Annotated in this window: 16 protein-coding genes; 3 read left to right on the top strand and 13 right to left on the bottom strand. The window is 40.2% G+C overall.

Features of this window, described 5'->3' with window-relative positions:
• Window positions 1-13: 13 nt before the first annotated feature.
• From R50345_RS12920 to R50345_RS12910, 3 genes are read right to left on the bottom strand one after another with little or no spacing between them, the layout of a single operon-like run.
• A complete protein-coding gene (locus tag R50345_RS12920) occupies window positions 14-1051 on the bottom strand; it encodes a FecCD family ABC transporter permease (protein ID WP_231574174.1) in 1038 nt (345 codons plus the stop codon).
• Window positions 1044-2060 (bottom strand): FecCD family ABC transporter permease, encoded by a 1017-nt coding sequence (locus tag R50345_RS12915; protein ID WP_156114789.1) that lies wholly within the window; start codon window positions 2058-2060, stop codon window positions 1044-1046. Before R50345_RS12915 ends, R50345_RS12920 begins: the two co-directional genes overlap by 8 nt.
• Before the next feature lie 13 nt (window positions 2061-2073).
• Window positions 2074-3090 (bottom strand): ABC transporter substrate-binding protein, encoded by a 1017-nt coding sequence (locus R50345_RS12910; RefSeq protein ID WP_042127107.1) that lies wholly within the window; start codon window positions 3088-3090, stop codon window positions 2074-2076.
• A gap of 209 nt (window positions 3091-3299) precedes the next feature.
• Here R50345_RS12910 and R50345_RS12905 point away from each other — a divergent pair, with 209 nt between their 5' ends.
• Window positions 3300-3524: a hypothetical protein gene (locus R50345_RS12905; RefSeq protein WP_042127105.1), complete on the top strand. Its 225-nt coding sequence runs from the start codon at window positions 3300-3302 to the stop codon at window positions 3522-3524.
• A gap of 600 nt (window positions 3525-4124) precedes the next feature.
• On the opposite strand, the gene R50345_RS30285 is transcribed toward R50345_RS12905, so the two are convergent.
• From R50345_RS30285 to R50345_RS12885, 4 genes are all read right to left on the bottom strand, one after another.
• On the bottom strand, window positions 4125-6194 hold the full coding sequence (locus R50345_RS30285) for a M56 family metallopeptidase (protein ID WP_052414586.1): 2070 nt from the start codon (window positions 6192-6194) through the stop codon (window positions 4125-4127).
• 2 nt (window positions 6195-6196) lie between these two features.
• A complete protein-coding gene (locus tag R50345_RS12895; protein WP_042127103.1) occupies window positions 6197-6559 on the bottom strand; it encodes a BlaI/MecI/CopY family transcriptional regulator in 363 nt (120 codons plus the stop codon).
• A 144-nt stretch (window positions 6560-6703) separates the two neighbouring features.
• Window positions 6704-7150, bottom strand: coding sequence for a hypothetical protein (locus R50345_RS12890; protein WP_052414585.1), 447 nt, complete (start codon window positions 7148-7150; stop codon window positions 6704-6706).
• A 28-nt stretch (window positions 7151-7178) separates the two neighbouring features.
• Window positions 7179-7517, bottom strand: a complete 339-nt coding sequence (locus R50345_RS12885; RefSeq protein ID WP_042127099.1) for a winged helix-turn-helix transcriptional regulator — start codon at window positions 7515-7517, stop codon at window positions 7179-7181.
• A 164-nt stretch (window positions 7518-7681) separates the two neighbouring features.
• Here R50345_RS12885 and R50345_RS12880 point away from each other — a divergent pair, with 164 nt between their 5' ends.
• Complete coding sequence (locus R50345_RS12880) at window positions 7682-8410, top strand: SDR family oxidoreductase (protein WP_042127098.1); 729 nt, start codon at window positions 7682-7684, stop codon at window positions 8408-8410.
• A 148-nt stretch (window positions 8411-8558) separates the two neighbouring features.
• Here the strand turns inward: R50345_RS12880 and R50345_RS12875 are convergent, their stop codons facing one another.
• Both R50345_RS12875 and R50345_RS12870 read right to left on the bottom strand, forming a co-directional pair.
• Window positions 8559-9950 carry an alpha/beta hydrolase gene (locus tag R50345_RS12875; protein ID WP_042127096.1) on the bottom strand — a complete coding sequence of 464 codons (1392 nt, stop codon included), beginning with the start codon at window positions 9948-9950 and terminating at the stop codon, window positions 8559-8561.
• Between the two features lie 97 nt (window positions 9951-10047).
• Window positions 10048-10869, bottom strand: coding sequence for a DUF2785 domain-containing protein (locus R50345_RS12870; RefSeq protein WP_042127095.1), 822 nt, complete (start codon window positions 10867-10869; stop codon window positions 10048-10050).
• A gap of 196 nt (window positions 10870-11065) precedes the next feature.
• On the opposite strand from R50345_RS12870, the gene R50345_RS12865 reads away from it, so the two are divergent.
• Window positions 11066-11854 carry a tyrosine-protein phosphatase gene (locus tag R50345_RS12865; RefSeq protein WP_042127092.1) on the top strand — a complete coding sequence of 263 codons (789 nt, stop codon included), beginning with the start codon at window positions 11066-11068 and terminating at the stop codon, window positions 11852-11854.
• A gap of 87 nt (window positions 11855-11941) precedes the next feature.
• Here R50345_RS12865 and R50345_RS12860 read toward each other — a convergent pair whose 3' ends face one another.
• From R50345_RS12860 to R50345_RS12845, 4 genes are all read right to left on the bottom strand, one after another.
• Window positions 11942-12664 (bottom strand): sensor domain-containing protein, encoded by a 723-nt coding sequence (locus R50345_RS12860; RefSeq protein WP_052414584.1) that lies wholly within the window; start codon window positions 12662-12664, stop codon window positions 11942-11944.
• Window positions 12665-12789: 125 nt separating this feature from the next.
• Window positions 12790-13929, bottom strand: a complete 1140-nt coding sequence (locus R50345_RS12855) for a toxic anion resistance protein (protein ID WP_042127090.1) — start codon at window positions 13927-13929, stop codon at window positions 12790-12792.
• A 24-nt stretch (window positions 13930-13953) separates the two neighbouring features.
• Window positions 13954-15642 carry a vWA domain-containing protein gene (locus tag R50345_RS12850; protein WP_042127088.1) on the bottom strand — a complete coding sequence of 563 codons (1689 nt, stop codon included), beginning with the start codon at window positions 15640-15642 and terminating at the stop codon, window positions 13954-13956.
• A 13-nt stretch (window positions 15643-15655) separates the two neighbouring features.
• Entirely contained in the window at window positions 15656-16450 is a 795-nt protein-coding gene (locus R50345_RS12845; protein WP_231574172.1) for a hypothetical protein, read from the bottom strand.
• Window positions 16451-16484 lie beyond the last annotated feature (34 nt).

Here is a 16484-nt window from a genome sequence, read left to right as displayed (position 1 = left end):
TGCTCACTCTCCCCTACACTCTTGACTTTGCTAATAAATATAAGAAATAAGGAATACCAATAATCGAAACGACTATCCCCACAGGTAACTCTGCTGGCTGAAATAACGTTTTGGCAAAATAATCCGAAATCACCAGCAAAAACATTCCAACCACTGCACTGGATAACATAATATAACGGTGATTATTCCCTACTAATCTTCTGGCGATATGAGGAGCCATCAATCCTATAAAACCTATAGAACCGGATACAGATACACAGACACTTACGATCCCCACACTGCATAACAGAAAGATCAGCTTTTCTTTTTCTACGGAAATTCCCAAGCTTTTTGTACTGGAGTCTTCCAATTGAAAATAATTGAGCAAATAGCTTTTTCGATACATCACAAATCCTAAAATAAGCACCCAAGGTGCGATCATAATGATATAAGTCCAGTTCGCGCTGTAAATACTTCCAACACTCCAAACCGCGGCCATTTCATAATCACTTGCATTCATTTTTAGAGAAAGATACAACGACAACGCACCAAAACCACTGCTAATCGCAATCCCCGTCAATATCAAACGTTGCATATCAAGTGCACCATTTCTCCATGAGAAAATAAAGATCACAGCAACTGCAGCAAGCCCCCCCACAAAACCAAAGAGCGGCATGGCTAGTATCGAGAACCAGCTTTCTTTAAAAAAAGTTACCCCCGACATTTGAAAGAAAAACATAAACGCAACGATGGCAGCTCCCGCACCTGCATTAATTCCGAGGATACCTGGATCAGCCAGCCCGTTTCGGGTAATGCCTTGAATGACCGTTCCAGCTATCCCCAGACCTATGCCTACTAATGACGCAATAATGATCCGTGGTAGTCGAAATTGAAAAATAACGAGGTCAAATTTAGGATTGGGATCTATTCGCAGCAGTGTTTTTATCACATCCATGACAGACATATCAAAAGCACCATTCGTAAGATGAAAATACCCCGCCACAAGTGTTAGCAAGATAAAAGCCAACAGCGTCAATAGATAGCGACTAAACTGTATCCTTCCTCTATCCACGTTGCTCTCCCCCTTTAACCCGAATTAAATAAAGGAAGAACGGGATTCCAATAAAGGCTGTTACAACGCCAATTGGCGTCTCAAACGGAAAATTAATATACCGGCTTATGACATCACAAAATGCTAAAAAAACAGCCCCAATCACTGCCGAGCAAGGAATGATGAAGCGGTAGTCGATACCTACGATAAAACGTGTAATATGAGGAATGATTAGACCTACAAAGGCAATCTTACCTACTACAGCCACCGCTGTTCCTGTTAGACATACAACAGATAGAATACTGATGATTTTTACCCATTTTGTCCGTTGACCTAAGCTAACCGCCGTTTCATCCCCTAGGGAGGCAACCGTTACAGATTTAGAAATACTAACCGCTAAGAGCAATCCAACGATAATAAAAGGAATTGATAACATTAGCATATCTGGATTTACGGTATGTATTTTCGAGCTATACCAAATGCTAACATTTTGTGAAACTTGAAAAAACATCGCTACCGCTGAGGCAATACTACTTAAAAAAGTGCCAATTACTGTACCAATAATGGCTAGTCTGACTGGAGATAAGCCGTTTTTCACCAGAGAGCCAAATCCGAAAACCAAACCTGCTCCAATGGCTGAACCCACCATAGATAAAAGAATCATCTGAACATTCGATAATCCAGGATAAAACACCATAGCCAACGTAATAACAAATGCCGATCCGTCATTTACTCCCATAATCGATGGTGATGCAAGATAATTACGTGTTACGCCTTGCATTAACGCCCCCGAAACAGCCAGGGCCGCTCCAATTAATAAAGCAGCGATTACACGCGGAAATCTAGATGTCATAATAATGTTATGGTCCACATTATTCGCATCGAAGTGTGTAATCGCCTGCCAAATTGTTACTATGCTAATATCCTTAACACCATATAAGACGGATACAACCATTGCTAATACGATGAATAATGGAGAAGTTGATAGGATCAATATAACTTTCCAATTTTTCGTATTCATCTCATTCATCGCACCTTCGGGTTTACTTCAACAGGTTTTCAATTGCAGCATCCAGGAATCTAACTTTAGACCATGCCGTGCCACCTTGTGCCAACGGATCAATTGCGTTTACAAAGACATGATTGTTTTTGGCTGCATTTACACTTTTGAAGATCGGGTTCTTGAGCAATTCATCAAGTGCTGTTGCATTATCAGTGTTTTCACTGGTCTCAAACTGCAAGAAAATATAGTCCGGATTAATATCCGCCAAAGCTTCTAAAGAAAGCTCCGCTTGAGCCTCTGTAGAGGAGATCACTTCAGGAATGGCAGCGCCCAAATCTTCATATATAACCGGATTCAGATAAACGCCCGCGGGATATACGCACATACTGCCCTGACGTATACGAATCACTAGAATGGATTGATCCTTCAGCTTTTCTCCAATTTCAGCCTTAGCACCAGCGGCTTTAGATTCGTAATCGCTGATAATCTTTTCCGCATCTGCGGTTTTACCGGATAATTGGCCTAATAAGAGCAAATTATCTTTCCAGTTTGTTGAAATATGTGAATAAGGAATCATCGTTTGAATTTTATTAAGTGCGCCTGACACATCTTCACCAAACTTGGAAGACCCTAAAATAACATCTGGATCTAACTGCAGGATCGCTTCATTACTTGGAGCAAACTTATCCCCTACTAAGGATGCGCCAGCTAACTCCGTTGACAGATAACCTGGAATGGCATCAGCTATAGCAAGTACCCCTACTGGTTTCACGCCTAGAATTGCAGCATCTTCCATAGATTCAAGGCTAGCAGCTACGATATTATGAATCTCTGCAGGTACTACATAAACCTTGCCTAAATATGTAATAGTTTGTTCAGTGGCAACTGCTTCCTGAGCCGCATTTCCTTTGCTATTTGCATTTCCCTCTGCTGCTACTGCAGCATTATTTGCACTTTTTTCTGAAACTGCATTATCCTTCTCGTTGTTACCGCAAGCGGCTAAACTCAAAGCTAAAACTGCTGATACCCCTGCTAATAAAACTTTTTTCTGATTCATGTCTCTCTCCCTATCTATATTTTATTTATCATTCTTCACAACAAAGTAATGATAATGAGAATCGTTATCATAATAATTCATGTGAGAATAATTATCAATAGGTTTCTTTAAATCTATGAAATTTTGTAAATTGTTAGATCAGTATAAAGGGAGAACTTTCCGGAGGTGAAGTAATTATTAAAAAAGAAAATGGAACTGGCGGTGCATTCGTGTCACATGTACTGCATCTAATGCAGGTTGGTCTTCAAGAGGCGTACGCTCTGGCAGAGCTTGTCGAGCTAGATGCACTCTCTGTCGTGGTTCGGAATAAGTTTCGTAAATATTGGGTCTGGCAATGGCCTATACTCTACCGTCCTATTAAGAACATCGAAGGTATTTATGCTTGCTATAATAGAATTCTCAAATTTTCTAGATTGCGGAGAAATGTGAAATGAACTCAAGGTATGGGTCTATATTCAGCTGTTGACCATGGGGAGCCCTGTTTTCAATTAAGCACACACCTCTTTGGGATGACGGACCGAGCGGACCATAAATCCTTAGAATACATGTTTTAGTCGAGCTTACGGACAAATGTATGCGAAAAACCGAATACAATGTGCCGAAGGTAACGTAAACGAGCCAAATGTATGTGAAAAACCGAATACATTGTGCCGAAGATAACGTAAACGAGCCAAATGTATGTGAAAAACCGAATACATTGTGCCGAAGATAACGTAAACGAGCCAAATGTATGCGAAATACCGAATACAATGTGCCGAAGATAACGTAAACGAGCCAAATGTATGTGAAAAACCGAATACATTGTGCCGAAGATAACGTAAACGAGCCAAATGTATGCGAAATACCGAATACAATGTGCCGAAGGAAACGTAAACGAGCCAAATGTATGTGAAAAACCGAATACATTGTGCCGAAGGCAACGTAAACGAGCCAGTGCCGATACACATGCTGAAGAACATGCAAAAGAACCCGCAACAAATGCGGGTTCTTCTACGCTATAAATATAAGTTCAACTTTTTTCATACATAGCTATTTCACGGTACATATCTCTCAGTGATACTCGTTACATATCCGTCTCTTGTAGTTATCACACACGGTGGTACAAAATCAGTATACCGCTTGAAATATTCAATAAACTCCTGCTTGCTAACCTCTTTGTGAGCACCTACATTAGCATCCACTATGGAGTATTTCGTCTCATCTGTAACCTTTAATGGATCGGTAAACGTATATTTGTTGAGAATATAAAATCCATTAGGCATATCGTCGTCTGGATTAATATTCAGCCCTTTAAAACGAGCAGAATCCTTCATCGTCAGCCATTCAATGTTATCAAAATCGAAGGAATTATTCTCCAAACTAAGATTTAAAACATATCCATTTAACGTACTCTCGGGGGTGATCGCAAAATCATCAGCTGTAGCCTCATTATCCACTACTAGCTGATCCAGCTTTATATGCTGACCCATTCCAATATCATTGCTTATATAATTCATAGCGACCTGTAAAGGATCAAGAAGAGCTGGCTCCTCCCCTTGATCAGCCAATGCCTGCAGACGGGCATAATATTCAGCGATCGTACCATCGGTTTGGGGGGTATAGTAATATTCATTCCCATTCGTATCCTTCCAACGTTCCACGCACCAAATCCCTGAATCTCCTTGAACAACAGGCTGGGATAACAACAATTGGCTTGTTTCACCTGTCGTTAAGGGGAATTTCACTAGGATGTGAATTCCTCTATAGGTTTCATGTGGAAGCTGATTGTTTGCTTCAAGAAATACACGCACTGCCATTTCCTGACCGGCTGGTGTTGACATATCATTCTCTCCGCTCTTGATTACGCCCAAGTAATGTGGTGTCGAATTCAGAATGGAGAATAAAAGAATTGGCTTGCCCATGCTTCCTTCTTCGGTTATAAAACCATCGACCATATTTTCTATCATCGTCAGCTTACTTGGATCATCCGGCTTCAAGCGATATTCTAAACTCCAAATTTCTAAAGATGTGGCAAGCAGATCGTCGAACGACGCAATTTTTTCAAGCTTAGTAATTTTACTGTCAATCACTTTAATATTTGAATTGTTCTCATAACTCGTAATGTTCTTCTCCATAAATTGCTTGGCATAGTCTTTTACGGTTAATGAATCATTTTTCGGATTGCTTAATAATCCCACATACAGTGCTGCCACGACAATGATTGCGACTAGAACAACCCAAAAAGCAGGCTTTTTGTAATTTAAAATATTCTTAATACGCCCTTTCGTGTTGCTATCGCCAAAGGTGAGCGGTGAACCGCCAATAAATCGTTTTCCGGTAGATAAGTTCAAAAGTGAGATCGAATATTCCTTTTTGATACCACTGCCCATCTGTCTTATGACGCTTTCATCACAGGACTTCTCCATATCATCACTCATCAGATAAAAAGAAAGCCATACCAATGGATTAAACCAATGTAAACACAGAACCGCGAACGCGACAGGTTTTATAATATGATCGTACCTTTGAATATGCACTTGCTCATGTTTGATGATATAAGCTTTTTCATTAGCGGAGAGTCCGCTCGGAAGATAAATTCTAGGCTTAAGTAAGCCGAATACAAATGGTGTGGTAATGCCGCTATGCTCGTATATATTTTCAAAAAGAAGTGTTGCCGTTCTTATGTTTCGTGAGAGCCGAACAGTTACAACAATGCTGTAGATGAACAGCAGTGCAATTCCGATCAACCAAATAAAGTCGCCTATGTTAATCCATGCGTCTGTTGAGTTTGCAGGGGTTATAACAGCTGAGGTAGCAGGTTCAGTGGGTACAAGTACGGTTGATATATGATTTACGACTTGGTCAGATGTATTTATTACTTCTTGGATTTGGGGCATTTGTGTAAATTGCTTATTCAGAGGTGTGTTCTGTACTTCAGATGGGATAAAACTAAATATACTCTCAATAGAGAACGGACATAGAAGTCGGAACAAAACTACAGACCATAAGGCATAGGAGAAAATCTTGGGAACTTTTCTTAAGAACAGCCGTGCCACGATGATAAACACAATCACATAACTTCCCGTAATGCTCATGTTTAAAATATGTCCAAACAGCTGATCCACCGTTACTCCTCCTTATGCTCGTGGATTAGTCTTAGAACATCCTCTATTTCGGTGTCGCTTAATTTCCGACTCTTTGTAAAAGCAGCCAAAAATTTAGGTAACGAACCGCCGAAGGTTTCCTGCACAAACTCCTTACTCTGCTCCGCATAAAAGTCATCCTTTTTGATAAGAGAACCTACAATACCATTATCATTAATAAATATCTCTTTTGCTTCAAGTCGTTTTAACATTGTGTATGTCGTTGATTTCTTCCAGTTCAGCTCGGATTCACATAACTTCACCAAATTCCCTGACGGGATCGGTTCATGCTTCCAAATTAATTCCGCAAATTTTCCTTCCATTTCGGTCAGCCTGAGATCCTTCATCCATACTCCTCCCGCCGGTCTACAATTTCTAGACCTCCCGTTTGGAAATATTTTACAACTTGTAGATTTTTTTGTCTATAAAAGATTTTTCAGTACAACAAAAAGACCATGTCTTTGCAAACATCGCCTCTTTGATTTCTTTTTTTAATTGTAAAACACAGATAAATCACGGAACAATAGTCCGCTTTCTTCTAGTCGGTTAAGCTCCTCTTCTACGTCAGTTACAACATGACTTTCTCTCTCATGGGCTGTATTGATTAACCAAGGCAGTCCCTGTTTTAGAAAACAAAGGTCATCGGGCAGCCTGGTCTGCACCCATGAATATAAGCTGGTGGAATAGGATAGTAGAAAATCAACCGCCTCAGGAGAACAATGAAAAAAATAAATATCTGCATAATGCCCCATAAGCCGAGTCCCCGGCCAATAATCATCTTTAATGATCTTTTTGAGAAAAGGTTGAAGCTGTTCCAATAGTTCATATCCTTCTGGCTCTAACTCCATCTGATCACGTTTAACCAAAATAAATTCATCACACACTTCCATAGCAATCTGTATCAATGTCTTGTAGGTCTGACCCGTTGGTTCCTGCAAAATAGTATTTATTATAAGGTCCGCCCTCCTACTTATTTGTATTATTTAGATACTCCTGATGCATCCTTCCCCAGCCGCACATGCTATCCAAAACAGTAATCAGCGATTTGCCATGTTCTGAAATACTGTACTCCACTCTCAGTGGAAGCTCATGAAAACTAACTCGATCGATAAGTTGATCCTCTTCAAGCTCCCTAAGTTGCTTAGTTAATGTTCCCTGTGAGACAGCTGGGATGATTCTCCTCAGTTCACCAAATCGTTTCGTGCCATCTATCAATAAAATAAACAAAATAAGCGGCTTCCACTTTCCACCGATCTTTTCAAGCGTTGTTAGCACTCCGGTCAATCTCGGTTCCAGTAAATCCATGTGATCCCCTCTTTCGATAGCCATATGCTGTATTTTCTAATCAGCTAGTACGAACAATCGTACCTAGTACGAACAAAGTGCGTACTGTGCAGATTCTCTTTTATATCTAATAATAAAAAACAGAAATTAATAAGTCCATTTCACTATGAACGGAGAAGATACACATGTCTACTATTTCATTAAAAAATCAACGCGTAGTCATCATCGGTGGAAGTTCAGGGATCGGTCTAGCTACCGCCAAACAAGCTGTTGATCAAGGTGCAAAGGTCATTATCGCCGGTCGTTCTCAAGATAAACTAGCTAACGCTCAACAATTTCTAGGGCTCGAATCTACCGAAATTCATTCGCTTGATAATCAAAATGAAAAAGATTTAAAGTCTTTTTTCGAAAAAATCGGTAACTTCGATCATTTGTTTACTCCGGGCGCCTCCTATGTTAGAGGACCCATTACTTCAAGCTTAGAGATTGCTCATAGCTGCTTTAATGCAAAGTTCTGGCCTCAATATAATGCTGTGAAATACGCGATCCCATATATTAATCCTAAAGGCTCCATTGTTCTCATGTCTGGCGCATTCAGTCAAAGACCACTTGCAGACGGCGCATCTTATGCAGCTTGTAACGGCGCGATTGAGAGTCTGGGAAAAGCATTGGCTGTAGAATTAGCTCCGATTCGGGTAAATGTCATTTCCCCAGGGACCATTCATACCAACTTTAATTGGGAAGGTGCAGAGCAGGAAACTAGAGATAAAGCTTACGATGAATATACGAATATGAATATCCTTGGCAGGATTGGCCATGCCGACGAAGCAGCACATACAACCATTTATTTGATGACAAATAACTATACTACGGGAAGCACCCTATTTCCGGATGGAGGGTATATTTTACGATAAAAATAGCTGACCCCATAAGTAGGAAATGCTACTTATGGGATCAGCTCCTTTTAGTTTAAAGAATTAGAGAGAAATTCCTTGATTATCAGCCGGGGAATCCTTTTCCCTTAGTTAGTATGATATGAAATTTAAATATGAATTTCTATGACTACTTCGTATTAAAGATTATACGAATTACATCCTCCTGAATCTCCTTAATTTTATATATACCGATTTTTTCAGCGGCCCTCACTAGCGCTGTAATATATTCAGGAGTTGAATTAATTTTTCGAGCTGAGGCTTTAAGGTTAATGGAGAACTCATTCCTGTTCTCGTCAACATCAAGAGATTTCACATAAACTTTAAATACCTTTACATAATGCTCATAGTTAACCAAATGTTCTTCAGTAGCACCTTGAAATGAAACATTAACTTTCAAGGATTCCGGTTTCAGGAAGCTCACCTTACCTGCCATATCTATTTGCCCCACTTCAGGATTCAACACTTCATATCCAACTCCGTCAAGGATTGTATAATCCATCCCATTATCCATAGTGGCTATTAAATTAAGGCGTACATCGAGTGCTTCCGGTGAGAGTAATGTCAGATAGTCGCTTACTTCAAGCTTGCTCTTTTGTACAGCCTCTTTCCCGGCGAACATAATCAATGGACTATGTACACGTCTATTCCATGACTTCTCTTCATGTGTACCCAGAGGGTCCATCTGAAAGAATAGGTCCTTGCCTAATACAAATCCCTTCGACTTTAATACATTCACAAGCGGATCAATTGGCATTCCTTCAGTTACACCCATGTCGAGCCAAATCTTCAATGCAGGCTTCCCTGTCTCTTTCGCCAGCTCATCCAATATACGCCCATTGCTTACCCAAGTGGCAGGGGATAAAGCCCCTATCGCTGAGAAGGTCTCCGGATGTTGATAACCCATCCACAATGCCTGAATAGCACCGAATGACGATCCCATAATCATACGGTGATCCCGATCGGGAATGGTCCGATAAGCATCGTCGACATAAGGAATAACTGTATTGATAAAATATTGGGTAAATTTCTCTGCACTCGTTCCATCCGAAGGAATAGACTCATCCGGAAATGGAACATACTCCATTCCCCGTTCTGATCCATCACTTGAAGCGACTCCTATCACGATAACCTTCTCCATAGTTCCATCAGCAACAAGCTGATCAATGATCTCCTCAACTCTCCATTCTTTGCCTAAAGAGCTGGTATTTGTATTAAAAACATTCTGCCCATCGTGCATATACACAACGGGATAACGCTCGTTGTCAGTTTCATATCCTGCAGGCAAATAAACAAATATTCTCCGCTCACCTATATTTTCGATGTGCACGGTACCTTTTGCCACCTCCACACTGGTTGGGCTATCCGATGCATTAGAAGTATTGCTTATCGTTGGAGTGGGGGTTGGTGAAGTAGCAACTTTTTCATTTACATTTCCGTTACTGGAACATCCCGAAAGCGCTAACAAAAATAATACAGCAAATCCCCAAAAGCTCCATTTAAATAATCCACTTGAATGCATAGAACCCCTCCTGATTATTGTTCAAACGTTTTCACACTTCTCATTATACAGGATTTATATGGGATTATGAACATTTTTTCACAAGTGGATTGTTCACTTAGGAGTAGTATACTTTCTCAACTTTATATAAAGTTTGCTCGATCGTTGGGCAGAGATTGGCATCTACTTTATAAAACTTAACTCGAAAGTATAAGCTTTTCAAAAAGTTCTTTATATTATTTTTTTGCCTAAAGGCAGGAAGAAATTCTGAATTTTTCTCCACATCACCAAAACTTTGAATCCATCGCTCTACATAAGTCTGACTAAGTATTTTTCTATTTAAAACACTAATTATGGATCTTACCATTCTCTCATCTTCCCCATCAGAGTATATTCGATCTGTTATGGTCACCTTATCGTAAACCAAATCGAGGATGGTTAAGAGGTCATTTTCATCCAGTTCGGAACATTGAGCCAAATCATCTAAAGCATCTGCTCCATGAGCTATGGCATGAGCCCAGCCTTTTTCTTCGTCATACCCACGGTAATCTCGTTCTTTTTGTATATTGTAAAATACCTTATCTTTTATCTGATGAATTTGCTCTCTTGAGAGAAATGGCGATTCTTTATGCCTCATAAAAAGGAGGGGTATGACTAGCATGGAGAAAGAACGAGTGAAGACAGAGTCTGTATTTAGTTCGCCAAGCTTAAAAAGCAAATGGTTGTTATCCAAAATAACGGGCAGTAGTTGTTCTAGTTCGTTTTCAGTAAGAGAATTTCCAGGAATCCAGTATGATAAGGTTGTATAAATTAGCTCATCACGTAGCTCGGCATCCACTGAACCGATGTTATGTATCATTTCTTGTATCAACTGGAATGTATCGGGAGTTGCTTGGTAGTCATTTTCTTTTATTAATATCAACTTTTCTTTTAAATTCATTTTACACACTCCTACTAGAAATTTTCCGTATGCAGCGTAATAACATTAGTTTGTAAAATGTCACACTATCCTTTCGGATTGTTGGCACTTAACATGGTACTATATATAGTAATAATTGCACACTTTTATTATTAAGCGACACCCTTTCTACATTTTAGAATAGCCTATTCAATAACCAACCAAAGGTGGTACGAAAATGAACCAGAAACTAGAAAAAACAGATTCTAAGCATCGTGTACTCCCCTTTAAAGGCGTTCTCAATTTCCGAGATATGGGCGGATACACCACCTCGGATGGCCGTAAGGTCAAATACGGTTTGTTTTTTCGATCAGCCGAATTAACAGGAATGACCGATCAAGATATAAAGCTCTTTAAATCACTTGGAATTAAGACCATATTTGATTATCGAGGGATAGAAGAGGTTCGTTTAAAGCCAGATCCAGTCATTCCAGGAGTTAATAACATTTGTGTACCAGCGCTAAAGCAAGAGGTTCCTGGAGACATGAGAGATGTGGTTCGTTCTGGGTTCCTTGAACATTTTACGACAGACTTCTTGGTTAATATGTATTTGGACATGGCCTTTAATAACCCTTCCTTTAAGCGACTTATGGCAACCATTATGCTTCCAGATGAATTTAGTATCCTGCATCATTGTGCCGGTGGAAGAGATCGTACTGGCGTTGGATCAGCATTCATCTTCCTAGCACTCGGAGTTCCGAGAGAGACGATTATTGAAGACTATTTGCTCTCCAATCAGACACTCGGTCCTATGAATGAACAAATAAAAAAGCAAGCCTCACAACATCTATCACCGAAGGAAGTAGATACTGTTATGGCTGCGCTTATATTACGCAGAGAATTCATGGAAGCCATTTTCTCTGCCATCGACGCGCGATATAAAAGTGTAGAGGTTTTTCTCGAACAGGAATTCGGCATGACTGCAGACAAGCGCAAGCAGCTACAAGCCTACTGTTTAGAAGCTTAATAACTTGTTTAGCGATGAACTAATTCATTAAGATAGAGATAGTAAATATAAAAAGCGTAGCTCTTGAAGAGCTACGCTTCTTTCCGTTTAATACTGACGTTCTTCCTCGTAAGATACAAACAACATTCTACGCTGTACATCCATCAACGACTTAATTACCCATGTTGCGATCACGGCAACAACGAGTCCCGCTACAACATAAGAAATGTATTGCTGAGATAATGTCCAGTCGATATTAAATAAGGCAAACACACTGTTCTCCAAAATGTTCAAATCCATCGTTTGCAGAAAAATCTGATGAAGCACAGGTAGTGTAATTAGACCAAGCGCAGCTGCTACCACGGTTATGGTTAATGAAAAGAAGATAATACTGGATACAAACCGTCCCATAATTAGCATGATGTTACGCGCGAACTTTGCACCATCAAAACCTAACTTCATTCGTTGCAAGAAGCCTGCTCCTTCTTGCTTCATATCCGTTCTACGCTCTTCATTCGGTCTAGGAATATCCAGCAATGATCTTACTAACTCTTGCTCAAATCGTACGATGTAATCCAATCCTTTGGCTACTGCAAAAAATAAAGGAATACCGATGAAAATGGGGGTTAATCCAATGGATAATGCTAACCCTGTCACCATAAATACGAAATATACTATCGTAATCGGTAATGAGATTATAAAATACAAAATACTCCGATAGGTCTTGGGACTTGATCGACGTTTGCCGGGTTTAGATTGTGATTTCGCTTCTGCTGGAATCTGCATGGAATCTAACGCTCCCATCGGCATTGTGTACAACTTATCGTTCATTTCTTATGTCCTTCCTCTCACGTTATCAATTAATCTCATTATACGTGAGAAAGAGAAGGCTAAAAACAGTCTTAGGACCGGAGTCTTACCAGACTAAAGGCTAGGATGGATTTAGACTGCAACAGCTACAAACCAAGCTTATTCCCCTTCTCCAGCCGCACGATCTGCTGTTCACCGCTGTCTGCCAGCTCTCTGAACTGGTTAATGGTTTCACGCATTTTAGGAAGAGCTTCCTGCTTATACGTACTTATCGAATCTAAAGCAGACAGCACATCTGTGAAGGCTTGTTTTAAAGTATCTACAGAAATACTTGATTCAAGGGATTGCTTATGGATCGCCGCCCCCTGATCTTTTAACATTTTTGAGGTACCGCTTATTAGCGTATTGGTCGTTTGATTTAGGAGTTCAATCTTTTTCAATACGATTCGTTGATTGTAGAGTGCACTTGCCACCGTAACAGAGATTTTCAGGGCCGAAACCGTAACATTTCTAGCTCTGTCCACCCCCCTGATCAGCTCTTTATTATTTCGTATGACCACTTCAATCGCCATAATTCCCTGCTGATTCACAACCAGCATCTGTTGCAAATCCATCACACGCTGCCGTAGAGGAAATAGTACCTCCTCCGTTATGAACTTTACTCTTTCTTCGGACTCATTACGTAGCTTAGCTGCTTCCAGTTGAGATTCGATCTCCTGATCCATCAGCATTCCTAGTTGAATCTCTTTTTGTAGCTTCTTAGTAAGCTCCCTAAGCGATTGCTGCTCGAACTCTAACGTAGTGTTATCGTTTTTCAATACGGTTTTGCCTTTATCTAAAGAAATGATAATATCTGAGATTACAGCATCTGCTTTTTGATACTTCGCAAAATAACTCCGCAATGGGTTAAAAAACTTCCCTAACAGACCGCTTTTAGCAAAATCCACTGCGCTTGGGTCTAAATCTTTCAACTGGAGGTTCAGCTCCGTTAAACCTTTAGCTACTTGCCCGCCTTCATCCCCTGTTTTCGATAAATTCCCTACAGATACTTGCAAAAGAGAGTTCTTATCTGAAGACGATCTCATGGTGCTCATCCCGAAGCTGTCTATGGATTGCAGCACTTCTTTTCGCTTCTCCAAGGATTCTAAATCCAGCTCCAAGATCGTCGAGACATTGGTTATTGCCATTTCCTTCAATTGCGTTACTTCCTGTGGCTCAGGTTTAACCTGTTCTTCAATCGCTGATTTCAATTTCTCCGGACTTACCACTTCCATCGTAAAAGACATAGAACCCCTCCTAACAAGTTTAGCTTACATTTGGACATTGAGCAGATTACCGATTTTATAGACTACGTCGTCTGTATCCGCATTGATGTTAGCCGCTTCATTAATACTTGAAATGCTCTCCAGCGCTTTAATATTTGCGTTGTAGCCAATGGTGTAAATCGGAATTTTATAGGTTTCAATTAAACCCCTGATATCATTCAGTGAATGACCTTCATTGGTCTCCCCATCACTTAATACAAAGATCAAAGGTTTGATTTCCGGATTTATCTTCATTTCGTCTTGAAGCATTTTGAGTGCCACTACAATTCCGTCAAAAGTCGCTGTACCCCCATTCGCCTGAAGACTATCTATCGCCCCAACAAACATCGACTGCTGATTCGTGTCGTATTTGCCAATTGGAAGATTTATCGTAACGTTGTCGGAGTAGGAAACAAAACCAATACTATTATCCTTGCCCAAGTACTTCTGTCCCGTTAATAATGATTGCTTTAAGCGATTTAAAGGCTCCCCGTTCATACTACCTGAGACATCAGCTACAAATACTGCCGCAATGGGTTTATTGCCGTTTTTCTTCTCCTTCCATAGCTTTTGTGCCGAGGATAAAAGACTGCCATCCACTGGATTAACCTCTGAATGATAGTCATTCAGTCCGTTAAAACCTTTTTTCTCACCCAAACGCTGATATTTATCCTGTTCTACAAACTCTGCAAATTTCTTGATAATGTCCAGCTTCTCTTGTGGTAGATCACCTAATGCGTAAAGCGGACTATCATGTCTTACACCAAAAGGAGTAAATACATAGCTGCCCTTTAGTTCGGGAGCATTTGCGTAAATTTGGTGCTCTAACACAAAAGCATCCAGCTTCCCAGTTTTAGCCGCATCACGCATTTGTAAAGTAGTTGATGCGATAAATGGAACATTCGCTTGGAATTTCTCAAAGCCCTGAACCGCTTGCTCTCCAAGCAAATCAGAGCTGTCAAACGTCCCAAGTGCAGTCACAAGAAAGTTCAACCCTGTTGAACTGGCAAATGGATCTGTGTAACCCATAGACAATTCATTATTCGCTATCGCATCTGTAATCGTCTTGACGTTTAAAGAACCGTACTTCTCGACTAACTCATCATATTTCGTTTTATTCGTAACAATACCGGCTACATTGCCAATCAGACGATTGGTTATAAGCTGCGTATTAATCCCGTTCGCTTTTACCATCTCGCCCCATAATTCATTGGATGGTGTAAACGCATCAGGTATATACTTTCCAGACCTTATGTAATCCGTCGCTGTGCCTGAAGCTATATTGCGAATCTTAACTGAAACAGGGATCCCATTCAGCTCTACATTGGCATTATTAAAATCTGTCGCCACTTCATTAAGCCATCCATCATTACCCGTTCCTGATTTCTCTGTCGATGAAAAAATTTCAACAAAGCTATCCGTTGTATTGGTCACTGATATAGGAAATTTAGAAATATCCGGCAAGGAGTCACCAATAGCTACAGGATCTAGATCGATTTGTCCTTTGACCTGCTCCGCGGTATTCACATTAATTTTTTTATAAAGTTTATCCAGCTGTTTGCCTGCATCTTCCGATGAGACCTCACTAGTGGTTTTACCTAAATTAGTTGTTAAGGTAATTCCAAAGTATACAAGTGCAAAAACGACCACTGTTATAACCCCGAGCACTACAAAAGTTCTCCCTTTCCTAGCCATTCGCATCTTCCTTTCATTGCTTATAGAATTTCGTCTGTTTGATCAATTCATCGATCTCCTTCATACAAGGCATATCTTCAACATCTTTATAATTCGTGCTGTCTAGTAGGGATATTTCGAGTAGCAGTTGATCTAATTTCAGCAAAATTTCTTCGTTTGCTCCGAGATACCCGGTCACATAAGCCAAATACTCATTGTACAGAGCCGTTTTTTTCTGCACCAGTTTATCTGAGAACTGCGCTGGTCTTTGTTGACCGGAAAAAAGAGAGAATTCCGAAGCGTCAAATACACTCAACTTATTAAGGATCCCTCGGATATTCAAATAGAAGAGCTTCTCTACTTCAAAACTAACCGCATTAAACTTCTTGAAGCTTAACTCCGATTGCTCAAAACGTTGACTAAGAACATCCACTAACGTATTTTTCTTCTTCTCTAATCGGGTTAGTTGATCCAAAGCCAGAGTAATATCCTTCTTCAGCACCTTTACATTTCTGTATTGTGTGAGCGCTGATATGTAGTCCTCATGCGTCTGTATCTCTTTGACAGGTGGAACCAGCGAAGGTTTAAAAAGCAAACTATAACTTCCATAAAGAACAACAAGTAGACTGATCACTACTAATGTCACACCGGAGGCTGTCTCAAAGACACTTACTCCGCCGATTTCTACCCCTAAAAGTCCTGGAGACAATACAAAAATATTCAAGAACACCACGCCAACGATAAGCCCTAATAGCTTTGCGGATCTCGCAACGTTCAACAAAGACACCTCCCTAACTGATCCGGTAACTTTTTCCATTACTTTCTTCATTTTATCAGAAAATAACGGATCAAACTCCTTTTTA

The organism is Paenibacillus sp. FSL R5-0345, from assembly GCF_000758585.1.
GTDB lineage: Bacteria > Bacillota > Bacilli > Paenibacillales > Paenibacillaceae > Paenibacillus_AQ.
This window is presented reverse-complemented; position numbering and strand designations above follow the sequence as displayed.

Excerpts from the sequence above, each read along its gene's own strand:
- R50345_RS12860 (WP_052414584.1), bottom strand. The coding sequence starts at position 12,664 with ATGAACGATAAGTTGTACACAATGCCGATGGGAGCGTTAGATTCCATG.
- R50345_RS12855 (WP_042127090.1), bottom strand. The coding sequence starts at position 13,929 with ATGTCTTTTACGATGGAAGTGGTAAGTCCGGAGAAATTGAAATCAGCG.
- R50345_RS12895 (WP_042127103.1), bottom strand. The coding sequence starts at position 6,559 with ATGAAGGATCTCAGGCTGACCGAAATGGAAGGAAAATTTGCGGAATTA.
- R50345_RS12865 (WP_042127092.1), top strand. The coding sequence starts at position 11,066 with ATGAACCAGAAACTAGAAAAAACAGATTCTAAGCATCGTGTACTCCCC.
- R50345_RS12870 (WP_042127095.1), bottom strand. The coding sequence starts at position 10,869 with ATGAATTTAAAAGAAAAGTTGATATTAATAAAAGAAAATGACTACCAA.
- R50345_RS12845 (WP_231574172.1), bottom strand. The coding sequence starts at position 16,450 with ATGAAGAAAGTAATGGAAAAAGTTACCGGATCAGTTAGGGAGGTGTCT.
- R50345_RS12915 (WP_156114789.1), bottom strand. The coding sequence starts at position 2,060 with ATGAATGAGATGAATACGAAAAATTGGAAAGTTATATTGATCCTATCA.
- R50345_RS12880 (WP_042127098.1), top strand. The coding sequence starts at position 7,682 with ATGTCTACTATTTCATTAAAAAATCAACGCGTAGTCATCATCGGTGGA.
- R50345_RS12875 (WP_042127096.1), bottom strand. The coding sequence starts at position 9,950 with ATGCATTCAAGTGGATTATTTAAATGGAGCTTTTGGGGATTTGCTGTA.
- R50345_RS12850 (WP_042127088.1), bottom strand. The coding sequence starts at position 15,642 with ATGGCTAGGAAAGGGAGAACTTTTGTAGTGCTCGGGGTTATAACAGTG.
- R50345_RS12910 (WP_042127107.1), bottom strand. The coding sequence starts at position 3,090 with ATGAATCAGAAAAAAGTTTTATTAGCAGGGGTATCAGCAGTTTTAGCT.
- R50345_RS12885 (WP_042127099.1), bottom strand. The coding sequence starts at position 7,517 with ATGGATTTACTGGAACCGAGATTGACCGGAGTGCTAACAACGCTTGAA.